The 14,970-nt window shown below is 63.3% G+C and carries 13 protein-coding genes; all 13 read right to left on the reverse strand.

What is annotated here, in order from left to right; genetic code table 11:
* Positions 1 to 20: 20 nt before the first annotated feature.
* Positions 21 to 299, reverse strand: coding sequence for a GIY-YIG nuclease family protein (locus ACTNBZ_RS09410; RefSeq protein ID WP_441209409.1), 279 nt, complete (start codon positions 297 to 299; stop codon positions 21 to 23).
* Positions 296 to 1,264, reverse strand: a complete 969-nt coding sequence (locus tag ACTNBZ_RS09415; RefSeq protein WP_441209410.1) for a tRNA dihydrouridine synthase — start codon at positions 1,262 to 1,264, stop codon at positions 296 to 298. Before ACTNBZ_RS09415 ends, ACTNBZ_RS09410 begins: the two co-directional genes overlap by 4 nt.
* Before the next feature lie 82 nt (positions 1,265 to 1,346).
* Positions 1,347 to 2,270 carry a magnesium transporter CorA family protein gene (locus ACTNBZ_RS09420; RefSeq protein WP_441209411.1) on the reverse strand — a complete coding sequence of 308 codons (924 nt, stop codon included), beginning with the start codon at positions 2,268 to 2,270 and terminating at the stop codon, positions 1,347 to 1,349.
* 395 nt (positions 2,271 to 2,665) lie between these two features.
* A complete protein-coding gene (gene ftsZ / locus ACTNBZ_RS09425) occupies positions 2,666 to 3,799 on the reverse strand; it encodes a cell division protein FtsZ (RefSeq protein ID WP_441209412.1) in 1,134 nt (377 codons plus the stop codon).
* Between the two features lie 51 nt (positions 3,800 to 3,850).
* Positions 3,851 to 4,246 (reverse strand): small basic family protein, encoded by a 396-nt coding sequence (locus ACTNBZ_RS09430; protein WP_441209413.1) that lies wholly within the window; start codon positions 4,244 to 4,246, stop codon positions 3,851 to 3,853.
* Positions 4,246 to 4,986, reverse strand: coding sequence for a DUF881 domain-containing protein (locus tag ACTNBZ_RS09435; RefSeq protein ID WP_441209414.1), 741 nt, complete (start codon positions 4,984 to 4,986; stop codon positions 4,246 to 4,248). Before ACTNBZ_RS09435 ends, ACTNBZ_RS09430 begins: the two co-directional genes overlap by 1 nt.
* 16 nt (positions 4,987 to 5,002) lie before the next feature.
* Positions 5,003 to 5,863, reverse strand: coding sequence for a cell division protein FtsQ/DivIB (locus tag ACTNBZ_RS09440; RefSeq protein WP_441209415.1), 861 nt, complete (start codon positions 5,861 to 5,863; stop codon positions 5,003 to 5,005).
* A gap of 117 nt (positions 5,864 to 5,980) precedes the next feature.
* Positions 5,981 to 7,240, reverse strand: coding sequence for a UDP-N-acetylglucosamine 1-carboxyvinyltransferase (gene murA, locus ACTNBZ_RS09445; RefSeq protein ID WP_441209442.1), 1,260 nt, complete (start codon positions 7,238 to 7,240; stop codon positions 5,981 to 5,983).
* A 74-nt stretch (positions 7,241 to 7,314) separates the two neighbouring features.
* A complete protein-coding gene (gene murG, locus ACTNBZ_RS09450; protein WP_441209416.1) occupies positions 7,315 to 8,439 on the reverse strand; it encodes an undecaprenyldiphospho-muramoylpentapeptide beta-N-acetylglucosaminyltransferase in 1,125 nt (374 codons plus the stop codon).
* 49 nt (positions 8,440 to 8,488) lie between these two features.
* Entirely contained in the window at positions 8,489 to 9,709 is a 1,221-nt protein-coding gene (locus ACTNBZ_RS09455; RefSeq protein WP_441209417.1) for an FtsW/RodA/SpoVE family cell cycle protein, read from the reverse strand.
* 48 nt (positions 9,710 to 9,757) lie between these two features.
* A complete protein-coding gene (gene mraY, locus ACTNBZ_RS09460; RefSeq protein WP_441209418.1) occupies positions 9,758 to 10,750 on the reverse strand; it encodes a phospho-N-acetylmuramoyl-pentapeptide-transferase in 993 nt (330 codons plus the stop codon).
* Between the two features lie 106 nt (positions 10,751 to 10,856).
* Positions 10,857 to 12,365, reverse strand: coding sequence for a UDP-N-acetylmuramoyl-L-alanyl-D-glutamate--2,6-diaminopimelate ligase (locus tag ACTNBZ_RS09465; RefSeq protein ID WP_441209419.1), 1,509 nt, complete (start codon positions 12,363 to 12,365; stop codon positions 10,857 to 10,859).
* Between the two features lie 75 nt (positions 12,366 to 12,440).
* Complete coding sequence (locus ACTNBZ_RS09470; protein WP_441209420.1) at positions 12,441 to 14,846, reverse strand: penicillin-binding transpeptidase domain-containing protein; 2,406 nt, start codon at positions 14,844 to 14,846, stop codon at positions 12,441 to 12,443.
* Positions 14,847 to 14,970 lie beyond the last annotated feature (124 nt).

A 14,970-nucleotide genomic window follows, 5' to 3' on the forward strand; every position in this document is an offset into this window, starting at 1 on the left:
TGGACCGGCCTCCCGTTGTTTTATTCCTCCGTCTCCGGACGGTGCGCCGCGATGAGCGCCAGCTTCTGTGCCCGGGTCATGGCCTTGACGGCCAGCTCCCGCCGCAGGGCGTCCCCCTTGGCCCCGCAGCGCTCCCGGTAGACCACCTCCACCGGCAGGCGGCTGCGGGTGTATCTGGCGCCCTTTCCCCGGTTGTGTGCAGCGCAGCGGCGGTCCACGTCATCGCTGACGCCGGTATAGAGGGTGCCGTCTCCACAGCGCAGGATGTACACCCACCACTCCTTCCCGCCCCCGCTCATGGCGTTACCTGCCAGCAGGGCACGGCCTGGGACCGCAGCGCCAGCTCACCAAACACCCGCTCCACCAGATCCTCGTACTCCCGGGGGTCGCCGGTCCTGCGCAGCTTTTTCCAGATCCGTTCTCCCCCGTCGAAGAGCCCCTCCAGGTAGCACCAGACCTCCTTCATCCGCAGCATGGCGTTGCGGTCGCTGCCAAAATCCTGAGCATAGCCCCGGTACAGGGCGTCGTGAAAGTCCTTCAGCACGCCCCGTTCCGTGGCCGGCCCGCCCTTGAGCCGCGCCGCCAGCCCCGGGTCGGCAATGAGTCCCCGGCCCAGCATCACCCGCTCCACCGCCGGGTGCTCCCCCTCCAGGGCAGCCAGGTCCGCCGGGCCGTTCACATCGCCGTTGCAGCACACTATGTTTCGGCTCTCCCGCAGGATGCGCCCCAGGCCCTCCCGCCGGGCCGGGCGGCGGTAGTAGTCGCTGCGCACCCGCAGATGGACGGTGAGCTCACAGATGGGATAGCGGTTATAGAGCTCCAGCAGCGGCCAGAACTCCTCCGGGTCCTCCACGCCCAGCCGGGTCTTGACCGACACCGGCCCTTCCGCCCCGGCGTACACCTGGTCCAGAAAGCGCTCCAGCCCCTCCAGGTCCCGGAGGAAGCCGGACCCCTTCCCCTTGGCTACCACTGTGCCCGAGGGGCAGCCCAGGTTCAGATTGACCTCCCGGTAGCCCATGGCAAAAAGCTCGTTGGCTGCCCAGAGGAAGTCCCCGGCATTTTTGGTCAGGAGCTGGGGCACCACGTTCAGCCCCCGGTTACGTTCCGGGTCGATCTCCCGCTTTTCCCGCCGGGTAAATACATGATGCTGGCTGGGAGAGAGAAAGGGGGTATAGTACTTGTCCACACCGGTAAAAAAGCGGCTGTGGGTCTGCCGGTAACGGCAGCCGGTGACGCCCTCCATGGGCGCGCAGTAGCAGCGCATGGTCATCCGTCCTTGTCTGTTTGGTGAGATCAAAAGGCCCGCCGGGAGCAGGGTATTGCTCCCGGCGGGCCGGAACGTCCGATCAGAACAGGTCCTTTCGCTTCAGGATAATGGCCACCACACCGATGATGACCGCTGCAACAATCAGCGGGAACCACCAGAACTGATCCAGCGGCAGCCCCATCACGTTCATGCCGTAGAAGCCGAACACAATATTGGGGATGGTGAGCAGGATGGTGATGGAGGTCAGCACCTTCATGATCACGTTCAGGTTGTTGGAAATGACGGAGGCAAAGGCGTCCATCATGCCCGAGATAATGGAGGAGTAGATGTTGGCCATCTCGATGGCCTGGCGCACCTCGATGAGCACGTCCTCCAGCAGGTCGTGATCCTCCTCGTACAGGGTGATGATGCGGCCGCGGAGGATCTTCTCCAGCGTGACTTCGTTGGCCTTCAGGGAGGTGTTGAAGTAGACCAGGGATTTTTCCAGGTCCAGCAGCTGGATAAGCTCCTTGTTCCGCTGGGATTTGTAGAGCTGCCGCTCCATATAGTTGTAGATCTTGTCGATCTGCTTGAGGTACTGCAGGAAGCGCTTGGCCACCCGCAGCAGCATATAGAGGATAAAGCTGGTGCGCTTCTGGGTCTCGGCATTCTTCACCAGGCCGTCCTGAAAATCCTTGATAATGGAGGATTCCTTCAGGCAGACGGTGATGATGTGCTTTTCGGTGACGATAATGCCCAGGGGCAGGGTGGAATAGACCACTGCGTCATCCTTTTCCACTGAAGGCACGTCGATGATGATGAGCGTCTGACCGTCCTCGGTGTCGATACGGGAGGTCTCCTCCTCGTCCAGCGCAGCCCGCAGGAAGGTGGGCTCCACATTCAGCGTGGCGGCCACAGTATTGAGCTCGTCCTCGCTGGGATAGGTCAGATTCACCCAGCAGCCGTCCTGGATGGCATCCAGCTTCGTCATTTTTCCGTCAATAGTCTTATGGATCGAGAGCAAAAAAATCACGCCTTTCCATGGCGGGCCGCCTGAACTCAGGCGCAAAAAACCCGCGCATCTGTTTTGTCTCCTGCCGGCGGCCCCATGGGCGCGCCGGTGCGGCGGCAGCACAGACTGCGCGGGAGTTTCCTCACGCTATCGTCCGGTGCGCCGTTTGCCTGGTCTTATCCTTTCGTTTTCGACTCCAAGGGTCGCTGCTCACGGCGCATATCACTCCTTTGCTGGCCAAGCAGAATTGTGGAGCTTCCACGCTCCACAAGGGGACCGGCTCGCCGGTCTCCCTGCCTGGGATACCTGCCCGTCGGACAGGCCCTACGCAGCTTATTATACCCCTCAAATACCCGGATTGCAAGGGAAAAAAGGACGTCTCCCATTTTGGGAGACGTCCCTCTTGCTCAGTGTTTCTGATTAAAAATCTTGAAAATATCGTCCCAACCGTCATCGCTCATGCCGGAGCTCTCACTGATGGGCTCGGGAGCCCTGGCTCCCGCCTGGGCGGCGGAAGGCGCAGCCTTGTCGCTCTTCTGCTCCGCGGGGGCGGAGAAGGGTTTGTTGGACAGGGCGCCAGGATAGTTGTCCTCAAAACCGGTGGCAATGACCGTGATGCGGATCTCGTCCTCCATGGTCTCGTCGAAGCTGGTGCCGAAGATGATGTTGGCGTCGGGATGGACGGCCTGGCTGATCAGTCCGGCGGCGGCGTCCACCTCGTCCATACTCATGTCCAGCGGGCCAGTAAAGTTGACCAGCACGCCCTTGGCGCCGTCGATGGAGGTCTCCAGCAGGGGGCTGGAGATGGCCATCTTGGCGGCCTCCTCGGCCTTGTTCTTGCCGGCGGCCCGGCCCACGCCCATGTGGGCCATGCCCGCGTCCTTCATGACAGCGGACACATCGGCAAAGTCCAGGTTGATGAGGCCGGTCTTCTTGATCAGGTCGGAGATCGACTGCACGGCCTGACGCAGCACGTCGTCGGCGATCTGGAAGGCGTTGAGGAAGGTAATCTTCTGGTCGGTGGCATATTTAAGGCGCTCATTGGGGATGATGACCAGGCTGTCCACCTTGTCCTTCAGGTCTTCGATGCCCTTCTCGGCCTGCTGCATCCGGCGGCGTCCCTCAAAATTGAAGGGCTTGGTGACCACGCCCACGGTGAGGATACCCATCTCCTTGGCGATATCGGCCACAATGGGGGCCGCGCCGGTGCCGGTGCCGCCGCCCATGCCGGCGGTGATGAACACCATGTCGGTGTTCTCCAGAGTCTTGGAGATCTGGGCCCGGCTCTCCTCGGCGGCTTTGCGGCCCTTTTCCGGGTCGGCGCCCGCGCCGCGGCCGCCGGTGAGCTTCTCGCCCAGCTGTACTTTATATGTGGCCTTGGACACGTCCAGGAAGGGCTTGTCCGTATTGGCTGCGATGAAATCCACGCCGTCCACACCGGATTCGATCATACGGTTGACCACGTTGTTTCCGCCGCCGCCAACACCGATCACTTTTATCGTAACAACGTTATCAGGCCCTGTGTCAAGTCCAAACGCCATAGCTGTGCTCCTCCTATGTAAACAATTCGACGTAAAATTTGGTAAAAGCTTTTATTTTGTGTCTGCTTCCGGCTTCGAGACAATATCTTGATTTATTTTATCGCTCTTTTGCCGGTTGGTCAATAGCTCCCGCCGGATTTCCGCAAAGTTTTGGAACATCCGGGTACCAAAGACCACCACAGCCGCCAGGTAGAGGGGGATGCCCATTTTGTTGCCCAGCCAGGTCAGGAACACGGCGATGGCGGTATTCCCGATGGCTCCCGACAGGAAGATATTCAGCTTGAACTGTCCCTTGAGGCGGGCGTTGCTGCCGCCCAGGGCCGAATCCAGAGCGGCCAGCAGGCCGGCCGCGATATACAGCGAGGATTTGGCCGGGAAGGTCACCGGGGCCACAAAGCCCAGGGCCAGGCCAATGACCAGGCCCAGCAGTTCCATTCGCAGGACCATCAGCCCACACCTCCTTCGCCGCCCGAAGCCGGACGGAGGTAGTCGGTCTGGAGCGTGCCCTTGTACCGCTCGATGAGGAGCTGGTCGCTCATGGTGACCGTCACATTGATCTTCCACTGGCTGAGCACGTCCACCACGCCGTTGCGCATGGTGAGGGCGTTATACATAGTCGTGGGGTCGCCGATGGCATACAGGATGAAAGGCGCGGCGAAGCGTTTTCCGTTGACCATCACCACCGATCCGGCGCAGCGCACCTCGCTGGTGGCCAGGATGCGCTCCCCGTTGAAGGAGATGGCCTGAGCCCCGGCGTCCCGCAGCTCGTTGATGACCGAGAGCAGGTCGCTGTCGTGGATGAGGTAATCGGCCTCGTCTCCGGTGGTGTTCTCCGCCGTGGAATCGCTCATCACCACCATGACGCCGGGCCCCTCCACATCGGTGAGCCCCGCCGCCATGGAGAGGCGGTCCATCTCGGCCTTGAGGGCCTCGCTTGCCTCGCCGGAGGCCGCGGCATTGCGGTACTCCTCCAGCTCGGCCTGAGCCTCGCTCAGCCGGTCCTTCAGATCGTCCCGCTCGCTGCTCAGGTCATTGTAGAGCTCCTGCAGGGTCTCCAGGCGGCTGGCGCTGGTGGCATCCACCGCTGTGTTGATCTTGACGCTCTTGAGTTGGACCGCCAGCAGGAAGCCCAGCACGACGAAGGCGGCCATGACCGCCAGTTCGCCGCGCGCTTTTTTCTTTCGCATATGGCTTGGTTCCTCCTTAAGGTTCCACCGCCGGTGTGGGGGTGGGCGCCGGATCGCTCTCCGGCGCGGGGGTCTGGGCCGTGGTCTGGGTGCCGGGCAGCCAGCGTTCTGCCAGCAGCCACGCCTTATTGCCCTCGCTGGGCATCTGGAGCGTGCCGCTCACGGTCCCGTTTTTGGCCTCCAGCTCCTCCAGGGCCCGCTGGAGCCGCCAGGTCTGGCCGGAAAAATCGTCAAAAAGGGGCATCTCCACCGTCAGGCTCCCATCATAGCCGAAGCGTACCTGGTTTTCCGCCGAAAGATCGATGAAGTCGGTGAGATGTTCCGTCATGCCCCGCTCCTGCAGGGCGGAGAGCAGCCCGGTGAGGCTCTCCAGCTTTTTCTGCTCTTCCTCCTCCACCGCCAAGGGCAGCCCCACCGCGGGTGAGAGAGGCGTCAGGCCGGTGAGCACCGCCCGTCCCTGGGCCAGGGAGGCGTCCCCCTGCTCCAGCAGCTTGCACCGGGCGTCCATCAGCCACCAGCTCCCGCCGCTCTCCAGAGCGGCGACGGGGGCGCTCTCGGTCACCTGGATGACCAGGGTGTCCGGGAATTTGCGGCTGATGACAATGTCGTCGATATAGGGCAGCTTGGAGCGGATCTGCCGGTTCATCTCAAACTTGTTGAGCCGGAACAGGTTTTCCCCCTGCTCCACCCCGGCGGCGGCGATGATCTGCTCCTCGCTGTACCGGGTCTTGCCGGCCACCACGATCTGGTTGGCCCGGAAAAAGACGATGCAGCCCGTGACGATGGCGGCGAAGATGAGCAGGATGGACAGCAGCTTATACAGGGCGCTGAACCGCCCCCTGTTCCGCCGTCCCCGTTTTCTGCGTCTTGCCGCCATGCGTCCGTCCTCCGTCTGTGTCGATTTGTGATACCGGGCGGAGAGCCGCGCTCCGGCTCCTCCCGTTTTCAGTATACCAGCTGTTTTTCACCGGTATATGAAAAAATGTTAATAAATTTATGAACTTTGCTCTTCCCGGACGATATTGGCTCCCAGCCCCCGCAGGCTCTCCTCCAGGCGCCAGTAGCCCCGGTCCAGGTGCCGCAGCCCGGTGATCTCGCTTCTTCCCTCGGCGGCCAGAGCGGCCACCACCAGAGCGGCGCCGCCCCGCAGGTCGGCCGCCGTCACCGGCGCGCCCCGGAGCCTGGGCACACCGCACACCACGGCCACCCGGCCCTCCACCCGGATATCGGCCCCCATCCGGATCAGCTCATCCACATGGCGGTAACGGCTGTCAAAGATGTTTTCCACAAAGAGAGTGGTTCCTGTTCCTTTTGCCAGTGCCGCCATCAGGGGCGGCTGGGCGTCGGTGGGGAAGCCGGGATAGGGCGCAGTGTGAATGGGGCGCACGCCCCCGGGCATGCCGCCGCTGACCAGCGACAGCTCCCCGCCTCCGCTGCGGACAGAGCACCCCGCCTCCGCCAAGGCGGCGGTGACAGTGGACAGGTGGCCCGGACAGACCCCCGAAATCTCCACCTCACCTCCGGCGGCGGCCGCCGCGGCCAGATAGGTACAGGCCACGATCCGGTCCCCCATGACAGTGAATTCCCCTCCGTGGAGAGGCCTGCCTCCCTCAACGACGATCACGGAGCTGCCCGCCCCCCGCACGCTGGCCCCCATGGAGCGCAGGAAATTCTGGAGATCCACGATCTCCGGCTCCCGGGCCGCGTTGCACAGCACAGTGGTCCCCCTGGCCGACACGGCGGCCAGCATGGCGTTCTCGGTAGCGCCCACACTGGGCCGGGCCAGGATGACCTCCTGCCCGGTCAGGATACCGGAGCAGCGCAGCCTCCCGCCCTCCTCCAGGATCTCTCCGCCCAGGGAGCGGATGGCTGCCAGATGGAGGTCAATGGGACGGGGACCCAGTTCGCACCCGCCGGGGAAGGAGAGCTCCGCCTCTCCCATCCGGCCCAGGATGGCCCCCAGAAAGACCACGGAGGACCGCATCCCCCGCATCAGGGCGTCCGGGATATCCCATCGGGTGGGCTGCCCCGCGTCCACCGTCACGGTGTCCCCCTCCTGCCGGGCCTGACAGCCCAGGTGGCGCAGGATCTCCAGGGACGCGGTCACATCGGAGAGGGGCGGGCAGTTGCGGATCACGCTCCTCCCCGGCACCAGAAGGCTGGCCGCCAGGATGGGCAGGGCGCTGTTCTTGGCCCCGTGGACCCACACCCGGCCGTTAAGAGGGCGTCCGCCCTCCACGATCAATGCACTCATCATGTTCCGTCCTCCGCACATCGGTTTTGAATGGTAAACCATCCTATGCGGGCGGAAAAAATGGGTGAAACGGCTTATTTTTTCAAAAGGCCCAGCAGGGTCTTATAGATCTTCTCGCTGGCGTCGGGCACTGCCATATGCCGCAGCGCGGCCCCCATGGCATCCCGCTTTTCCTTGTGGGTGAGCAGGTCGGAGGCGATCTCATACAGCTTCTGGCCGGAGGAATCCTTCTCCGGCAAAAGCACGGCGCCGCCCGCCTCGGCGATGACCCGGGCGTTCTTGGTCTGGTGGTCGGCGGCCACGTTGGGTGAGGGCACCAGCACCGCGGGCTTGGCGATGGCGGTGAGCTCCGAGATGGTGGAGGCGCCCGCCCGGCAGAGCACCAGGTCGGCGGCGGCCATCACCAGAGGCATGTCGTAGATGTACTCCCGCACGTCGATGGAGGGATGGTCCTTCAGATCAATGCCCAGCTTGGGCAGGGTCTTCTGGATATTGGCAAAATCCCGTCCCGCGCCGTGGATGTGGTGGAAGGGCTCCCCCGCCTTGCACTCCAGGGCGATAAAGTCCACGATCTGCCGGTTCATCACCGACGCGCCCAGGCTGCCCCACACCGACACCACCACCGGCCGGTCGTCGGTGATGCCCAGCTTTTCACGGGCCTCCTTCCGGGTGTACTGGAAGAAGTCGCCCCGGACAGGAGTGCCGGTGACCACCACCTTGTCGGGGTCATCATAGTGGCTGCGGCTCTCCTCAAAGCCCACCATCACCTGATCCACCACCTTGGACAGGGCCTTGGTCGTCAATCCGGGCACGGCATTGGACTCGTGAACGGCGGTGGGAATGCCTTTGGCCGCCGCGGCATTCACGATGGGATAGGAGGCGTAGCCGCCGGTACCCACCACCAGGTCGGGCTTGAACTCCTTCAGGATACGGTTGGCCTGCCCCTTGGAGCGGCCCATGTTGATCACCGTCTTCACGTTGTGGCCGATGGCCGCGGGGGTAAAGGAACGGCGGAAATTGGTGATGGTCACGGTCCTGATGTCATAGCCCTCCTTGGGCACCAGGCGGGTCTCCATGCCGCCGTCCGCGCCCACGAAGAGCACCTTGCAGTCCGGGTCCCGGAGCTGGAACAGCCGGGCCAGGGCCACGGCGGGGTTGATATGTCCGGCGGTACCGCCGCAGGTAAAGAGTATATTCATCTCTCGTTCACTTCCATATCTCTTGATTTTACCCTCTGCAGATGAGGGGCTATCCCTGTTTGGCCGCCGGGATCTGCCGGGACACGCTGAGCACCATTCCCATCTCGACCAATTGTATCATCAGCGCGGTGCCCCCATAGCTGAAGAAGGGCAGGGAGATGCCGGTGGGGGGCAGCAGGTTGGTGACCACGCCGATGTTCAGAAACACCTGGCCGGCCAGCAGTGTGATGATGCCCACCACCAGCAGGGCGCCGAACCGGTCCCGGGCGTGGATGGCGATCCAGAAGCCCCGCAGGATCAGCAGCGCGAAGAGGAACAGGATGACGCAGGCCCCCACCAGTCCCAGCTCCTCGCAGACGATGGCAAAGATGTAGTCGTTCTCCGGCTCGGGCAGGAAATCGAACTTCTGCCTGCTCTTGCCCAGGCCCACGCCCAGCAGGCCGCCGGAGCCGATGGAATAGAGGGACTGGATGACCTGGTAGCCTTTTCCCCGGCCATTCATACCGTCGTTCCACGGGTCGCGCCAGATCTGGAGGCGCGTGCTCTGATAGCCGCTCATCATGATGATCAGCAGGGCCCCCAGGGCCACGCCGCCGCCGATGAACCAGTAGAGCTTGATGCCCGCGGCGAAAAGCACCGCCGCGCCGCCCAGCATGATGAGCAGGGTGCCCGACAGGTGGGGCTCCAGCATCATCAGGACAGCGACGGAAAGCAGGATGGCCGCGTAGGGCACCAGCTCCAGAAGGCCGATACGCTGCAGCAGGCGCAGCGGTCCGCTGAAATAGGACCGGGGATTGATGCGCCGGGGCTTTTCCGTGTTCCGCTTGCTCAACCGGGCGGCGAAAAACATGATCACGCCGATCTTGGCGATCTCCGAAGGCTGGAAGTTGATGGGTCCGATCTTCAGCCAGCGCTGGGCGCCCACGGTGGCCCTGCCGAAGCCCAGGGGGGTAAAGACCAGCAGCAGGCACACATAGCCCGCCGCCAGCACAAAGACCGACATCCAACGGAAGGACTGGTAATTGATCTTGGTCACCACGTACATGGCCAGCACGCCCGCCGCGGCAAAGCCCGCCTGTTTGACAAAGTAGTAGGCGGGATTGTTGTGGGCGGTCTTGGCGTCATAGAGCGCCGTGGCATAGGAGGCGGAAAAGACCATGACCACGCCGATGACGGTGAGCATCAGCACCAGCATGAGAAAGGGCAGGTCCACAGGTCCCCGTGCCAGCTGCTCCTCCACCGTCAGGTCGCGCTTTCGCTTTTTGGACAAGGGATCGCCTCCTTTGCGCTCCGCCGCTCCCGGCCGGGGGCGATGCGGTTACATGGGGTAGCGGTTCATTACACCCAGATAGGCCAGCAGACAGAATACCACGGTCACACTGGTAAAGACCACCACCAGCTTTACCTCGCTCCAGCCGCACATCTCAAAGTGGTGGTGGAGTGGGGCCATGCGGAAGATGCGCTTGCCGTGGGTGAGCTTGAAATAGGTGACCTGGATGATATCGGACAGAGTCTCCGCGATGTAGATGATCCCCACCAGGATCAGGACCAGGGGCATATCCAGGGCGAAGGCCATGCCGCACACCGCGCCGCCCAGGAAGAGGGAGCCGGTGTCGCCCATAAAGACCTTGGCCGGATGGAAATTGTAGATGAGGAAGCCCAGCAGGCCGCCCACCAGAGCCCCGGCGAACACGCCGATCTCGGCCCGGCCCCACATGCCGGCCACTACAGCGAAGAAAAGGGCCACCGGCACTGTCACGCTGCTGCACAGGCCGTCGATGCCGTCGGTCAGGTTCACGGCGTTCACCGTGCCCACCATGACAAAGGCAGCAAAGACCATGTAGACCACCCAGGGCAGCTGGAAGGTCACGTTGGCAAAGGGGATGTACAGGTCGGGGGTCAGGTAGCCCTCGTTGCGCAGCAGGATGGTAAAAACGATGGCCGCCGCCAGCTGGAGGAGGAATTTGGGGCCGGCGGTGAGGCCGGTATTCTCCTTCTTCTTCACCTTCATATAGTCATCCATAAAACCGATGACGCCGAACACCAGGGCGAACAGGTAGGTATACACGCCGCCCAGGTCGCCTACGGCCACGCTGCTCCAGCCCAGCACCGCCAGAGCCACCGCCATGGACAGGATGAACATGAGGCCGCCCATGGTGGGGGTGCCCTGCTTGGTCATATGCCAGGTAGGTCCGATCTCCTTGATGGCCTGACCGGCCTTCAGCCGCCGCAGGGCGGGAATAAGCAGCTTTCCCGCCGCAGCGGAGACCACGAAGCTCAGGAACATGCTCAGGATCACGCTGATATCCATTCTTTTGAACCTCCACACGTCTTTATGATTCCAATCACAACGACGTATTTTATCACACAGCACAGGATATTTCTACCCGAAACCATTTGGAACATTCCTGCAAATGTCACGAAAAATCCAGGGAATTGCCCCGGTCCTCCTCTGTTTTTGCCATAGCCGGGCGGGCCTGAGCCCCATCGGGGAAGCAGGCGGCCACCACCTCCCGCTCGTCCAGGTGGTGGCGGACGCCGCCGATCTCCTGATAGGTCTCATGTCCCTTGCCCGCCAGGAGCACCGTGTCCCCCGGCCGGGCCATGTTCAGGGCCAGGGCGATGGCCGCCCGGCGGTCGCTCTCCACCACGACCTTGGCTCCTCCCCCGTCCATCCCGGCCAGGATATCCCGGATGATGGCCCCGGGCTCTTCGGTGCGGGGATTGTCGGAGGTGACCACTGCCGTGTCGGCCAGGGCGTCGGCGATGGCGCCCATCACCGGCCGCTTGCTCCGGTCCCGGTCGCCGCCGCAGCCGAACACGCAGATCACCCGTCCCGGGGTGAAGTCCCGCACCGTGGTGAGGATATTCTCCAGCGCGTCCGGGGTATGGGCGTAGTCGATGATAACGGTGTAGTCGGTGGGGGTGGGCACCACCTCGATGCGCCCCTTCACCCCCCTGGCCTGGGCCAGGGCGTCGGCGATGGCCCCCAGCTCCAGCCCCAGGTTCAGCGCGCAGGCAATGACTCCCAGGGCGTTGTAGATGGTGAAGCCCCCGGGGATGGGCAGCCGCACCCGGCAGATGCCGCCCCGGATCACCGCCTCAAATTCCACATGTCCCGGGAAAAGCCGGATGTTCTTGGCGGTCAGGTCGGCCTCATCCTTGTTCTCTGAGTAGGTAAAGACCGGACAGGGGGCCGTTCCGGCGTAGTACCGCCCCGCCTCGTCGTCCAAATTGAGAATGGCACGGCCGCACTGGCGGAAGAGCAGGCCCTTGGCCTCCCGGTAGGCCTCCATGGTGCCGTGGAAGTCCAGATGGTCCTGGGTCAGGTTGGTGAAAATCCCGGCGGCGAAGCGGATGCCCTCTACCCGCCGCAGCACCAGCGCGTGGGAGGAGACCTCCATTACCACATGAGTGCAGCCGCTGTCCGCCATCTGCCGCAGCAGCCGCTGGACCTCCCAGCTCTCGGGGGTGGTGCGGCTGGCGGGAAGCACGGCGGGACCGATCATGTTCTGGTTGGTGCCGATGAGCCCCACCCGGGCGCCGGCGGCGCGCTCCAGCACCTCCTTGAGCAGGTAGGTGGTGGTAGTCTTTCCGTTGGTCCCCGTCACGCCGATGACGGTGAGCTCCCGCGCCGGATGGCCAAACCAGTTGGCCGACACCCCGGCCAGCGCCGCCCGGGCGTCTGGCACGGTGAGCCATGGGCCCTTCTCCTCCGGAGCATGTTCACAGAGGACCAGGGCCGCCCCCTTCTCCACCGCCTGACGGATAAAGCGGTGCCCGTCGGTCCGGTAGCCGGGCAGCGCCACGAAGAGCTCCCCCGGCCGGAGGGTACGGCTATCATATGAAATTCCTGAAATTTCCATTTCCGGGTCAAGCCCCGCCCCCAAAGGGGCGACGCCGGCCAAAACCTGGCGTAATTCCATACGTTCACCCCTTTGGGTCTTGAAAAAATGAGAACTGTCCGGACGAAGCGCCCGTGGGTGCTCCGCCCTCTTTTGTTACAGCCCGGTACCCGCGCCGCCGCTGGCGGTGCTCTGGATAAAGTGGACCTCCACTACAGTGCCCCGCTCCACCTCGGTGCCGCCGGCAATGGCCTGGCTCTCGGCCTTTACGTCGTCGCCCACGGTCAGTCCGGTGGATTTCAGATAGAGGCCCGCATCGGCCATGGCCTGCTGGGCCTGCTCCCGGGTCTTGCCGGTAACGTTGGGTACGGTCACCTTGTCGGTGGGCTTGTCGGCCCCCATGTAGAGGATGACCTTACTGCCGCCGGGGATGGCCACGCCCTGGGCGGGGATCTGGGCGGTAACGGTCTCGCCGTCTCCCACCGTGCGCACGTCCAGACCGCTCTCCTTCAGCTTTGCCGTGGCGTCGGCGAGGGTCATGCCGGTCACGCCGGGCACCGGCATATCCATGGCGGCCTTCTCCTCATCGGTGTACTGTTTGGCCACGCCCAGATAGTCCAGGATGTCAGGCAGCAGCTTGCCGGCCTGGAGGGCGGCCATGTTGCCGCCGCTGATGTAGTAGCCACCAGCGGTGAAGTTGGAGTTGGGCCCGGTGGGCTTGGGGTTGTCGTAGGCAATGAGGACCACCACCTGGGGATCGTCCGCCGGGGCGAAGCCCAGGAAGGAGACGATGGTGTGGTCCTTCTCCGTGGTCTGGGAGGAGCCGGTCTTACCGCCGATGCGGTAGCCGGCCACATAGGCCTGCTTGCCGGTGCCGGGGGGCTTGACCACGCCCTCCAGAATGGTGCGGCAGCGCTCGCTGGTCTGCTCGCTGATGACCTGGCGCACCTCGGTGGGCTGGGTATGGCTGAGGACGCTGCCGTTGGCGTCGGTAATGCTCTCCACCACATAGGGCTTCATCAGGTGGCCGCCGTTGATGACGGCGGAGGCCGCGGTGATGAGCTGGATGGGGGTCACCTCAAAGCGCTGGCCGAAGGAGGCCACCGCCAGGTCCACGCTGGTGAATTTGTCCCGGGGCCAGATGCTGAAGTCGGTAGGAGCCCGCTCGCCCAGCATGTCGATTCCAGTCTTTTCCTTGAAGCCGAAGGCCTCCAGATAGTCGTAGAATTTCTCGGTGCCCAGCTTCTGGCCGATGGAGATGAAGGCGGGGTTGCAGGAGTTGGCCACCGCCTGGGCCAGGGTCTGGGTGCCGTGTCCGGTGCGCTTGGAGCAGCGGATGGGACTGGAATAGCCCTTGACTGTCACCTGGCCGGAGCAGCTGAAGCTGCTGTTCTCGTTGACCACGCCCTCCTCCAGGGCGGCGGCCAGCACCATGGACTTGAAGGTGGAGCCGGGCTCGTAGGTATCGGTGATGGCCTTGTTGTTCCACTGCTCGTAGAGGATATCCAGGCTTCTGGTGTTCTTCTCCTCATCAGTAAGCGCGGCGTCGTTGGCCACCGCCTGGAGCTTTGCGAGCAGATTCGGGTCGGTGATGGTGCGGGGATTGTTCAGGTCATAGGTGGGGGAATTGGCCCAGGCCAGGATGGCGCCGGTCTTGGGGTTCATGGCGATGACGAAGCCGCCGTTCTGGGCCTCGAATTTCTCCACACCCTCGGCCAGGATGCGTTCACAGTAGTACTGGATGGTGGCGTCGATGGTCAGGTGCAGATCGTTGCCGTCCACCGCGTCCTCGTAGTCCTCGTAGCGGTAGAGCATCTGGGTGCCGCGGCCGTTCTTGGCAGTGACGATGCGGCCCACCTGTCCGCCCAGCTCCTCGTCATAGATGGCCTCCATGCCGTAGGCGCCGTGGTTGCCGTCGTTGGTGTTGACCCAGCCGATGACCTGGGAGGCCAGGCTGTTATAGGGATAGTACCGTTTGGCGCTGGGCATGATGTAAATGCCGCTGGACAGGCCGTTTTTACTGACATATTCCCGGACCTTGTCTGCCTCCTCCGACTCCACCTCGGTCTTGATGACCTCGCTCATGGAATTGGTCTTGGCCAGACGCTTGAGGATCTCCTCCTCCTCCACCCCCAGGATGGCGTTCAGGTTCCGGGCGATGGATTCGTTGGTGGGCTCGTCGTAGCCGGGCATGAGCTTCTCCCGTTTCTCCGGGTCGGTCTCGGCCAGGGCCTTTTCCACCTTTTCCGCGTACTTTTTCTGGCACTGGATGATCTCCCGGGGGGAGAGCTGGATGTAATAGGCCTCGGCGCTCATGGCCAGGGGACTGCCCTTGCTGTCGTAGATGGTGCCCCGGTTGGCGGTGACCGCCTGATCCCAGGTCTGCTGATCCAGCGCCTTGGCCTCCAGCTCCTCGTGCTGGACGATCTGGAGCTGGTAGAGCTTGGCGACCAGCGGCACAAAGGCCACCACGCCGCACAGCACCATCAGGAACAGGGATCGTCCCAGGATGGTCCGGTTGGCCCTCCGGTCCGTATTTGGCTTTTTTCTGTCGTTTTTCATGCCATTCTCCTTGCAAATACTGCAGGAGGGCGTAAGAAAACTCAAATTTTCTTACGCCCTCAATCTGGAGGCCGCCCGGGGCAGCCCATGTTCTCTTTTTAGGGGTTGCACTTCACTATATGGG

Origin of the sequence: Pseudoflavonifractor sp. HCP28S3_F10, from assembly GCF_052065415.1 — a bacterium.
In the GTDB taxonomy this organism is placed as follows: domain Bacteria; phylum Bacillota; class Clostridia; order Oscillospirales; family Oscillospiraceae; genus Pseudoflavonifractor_A.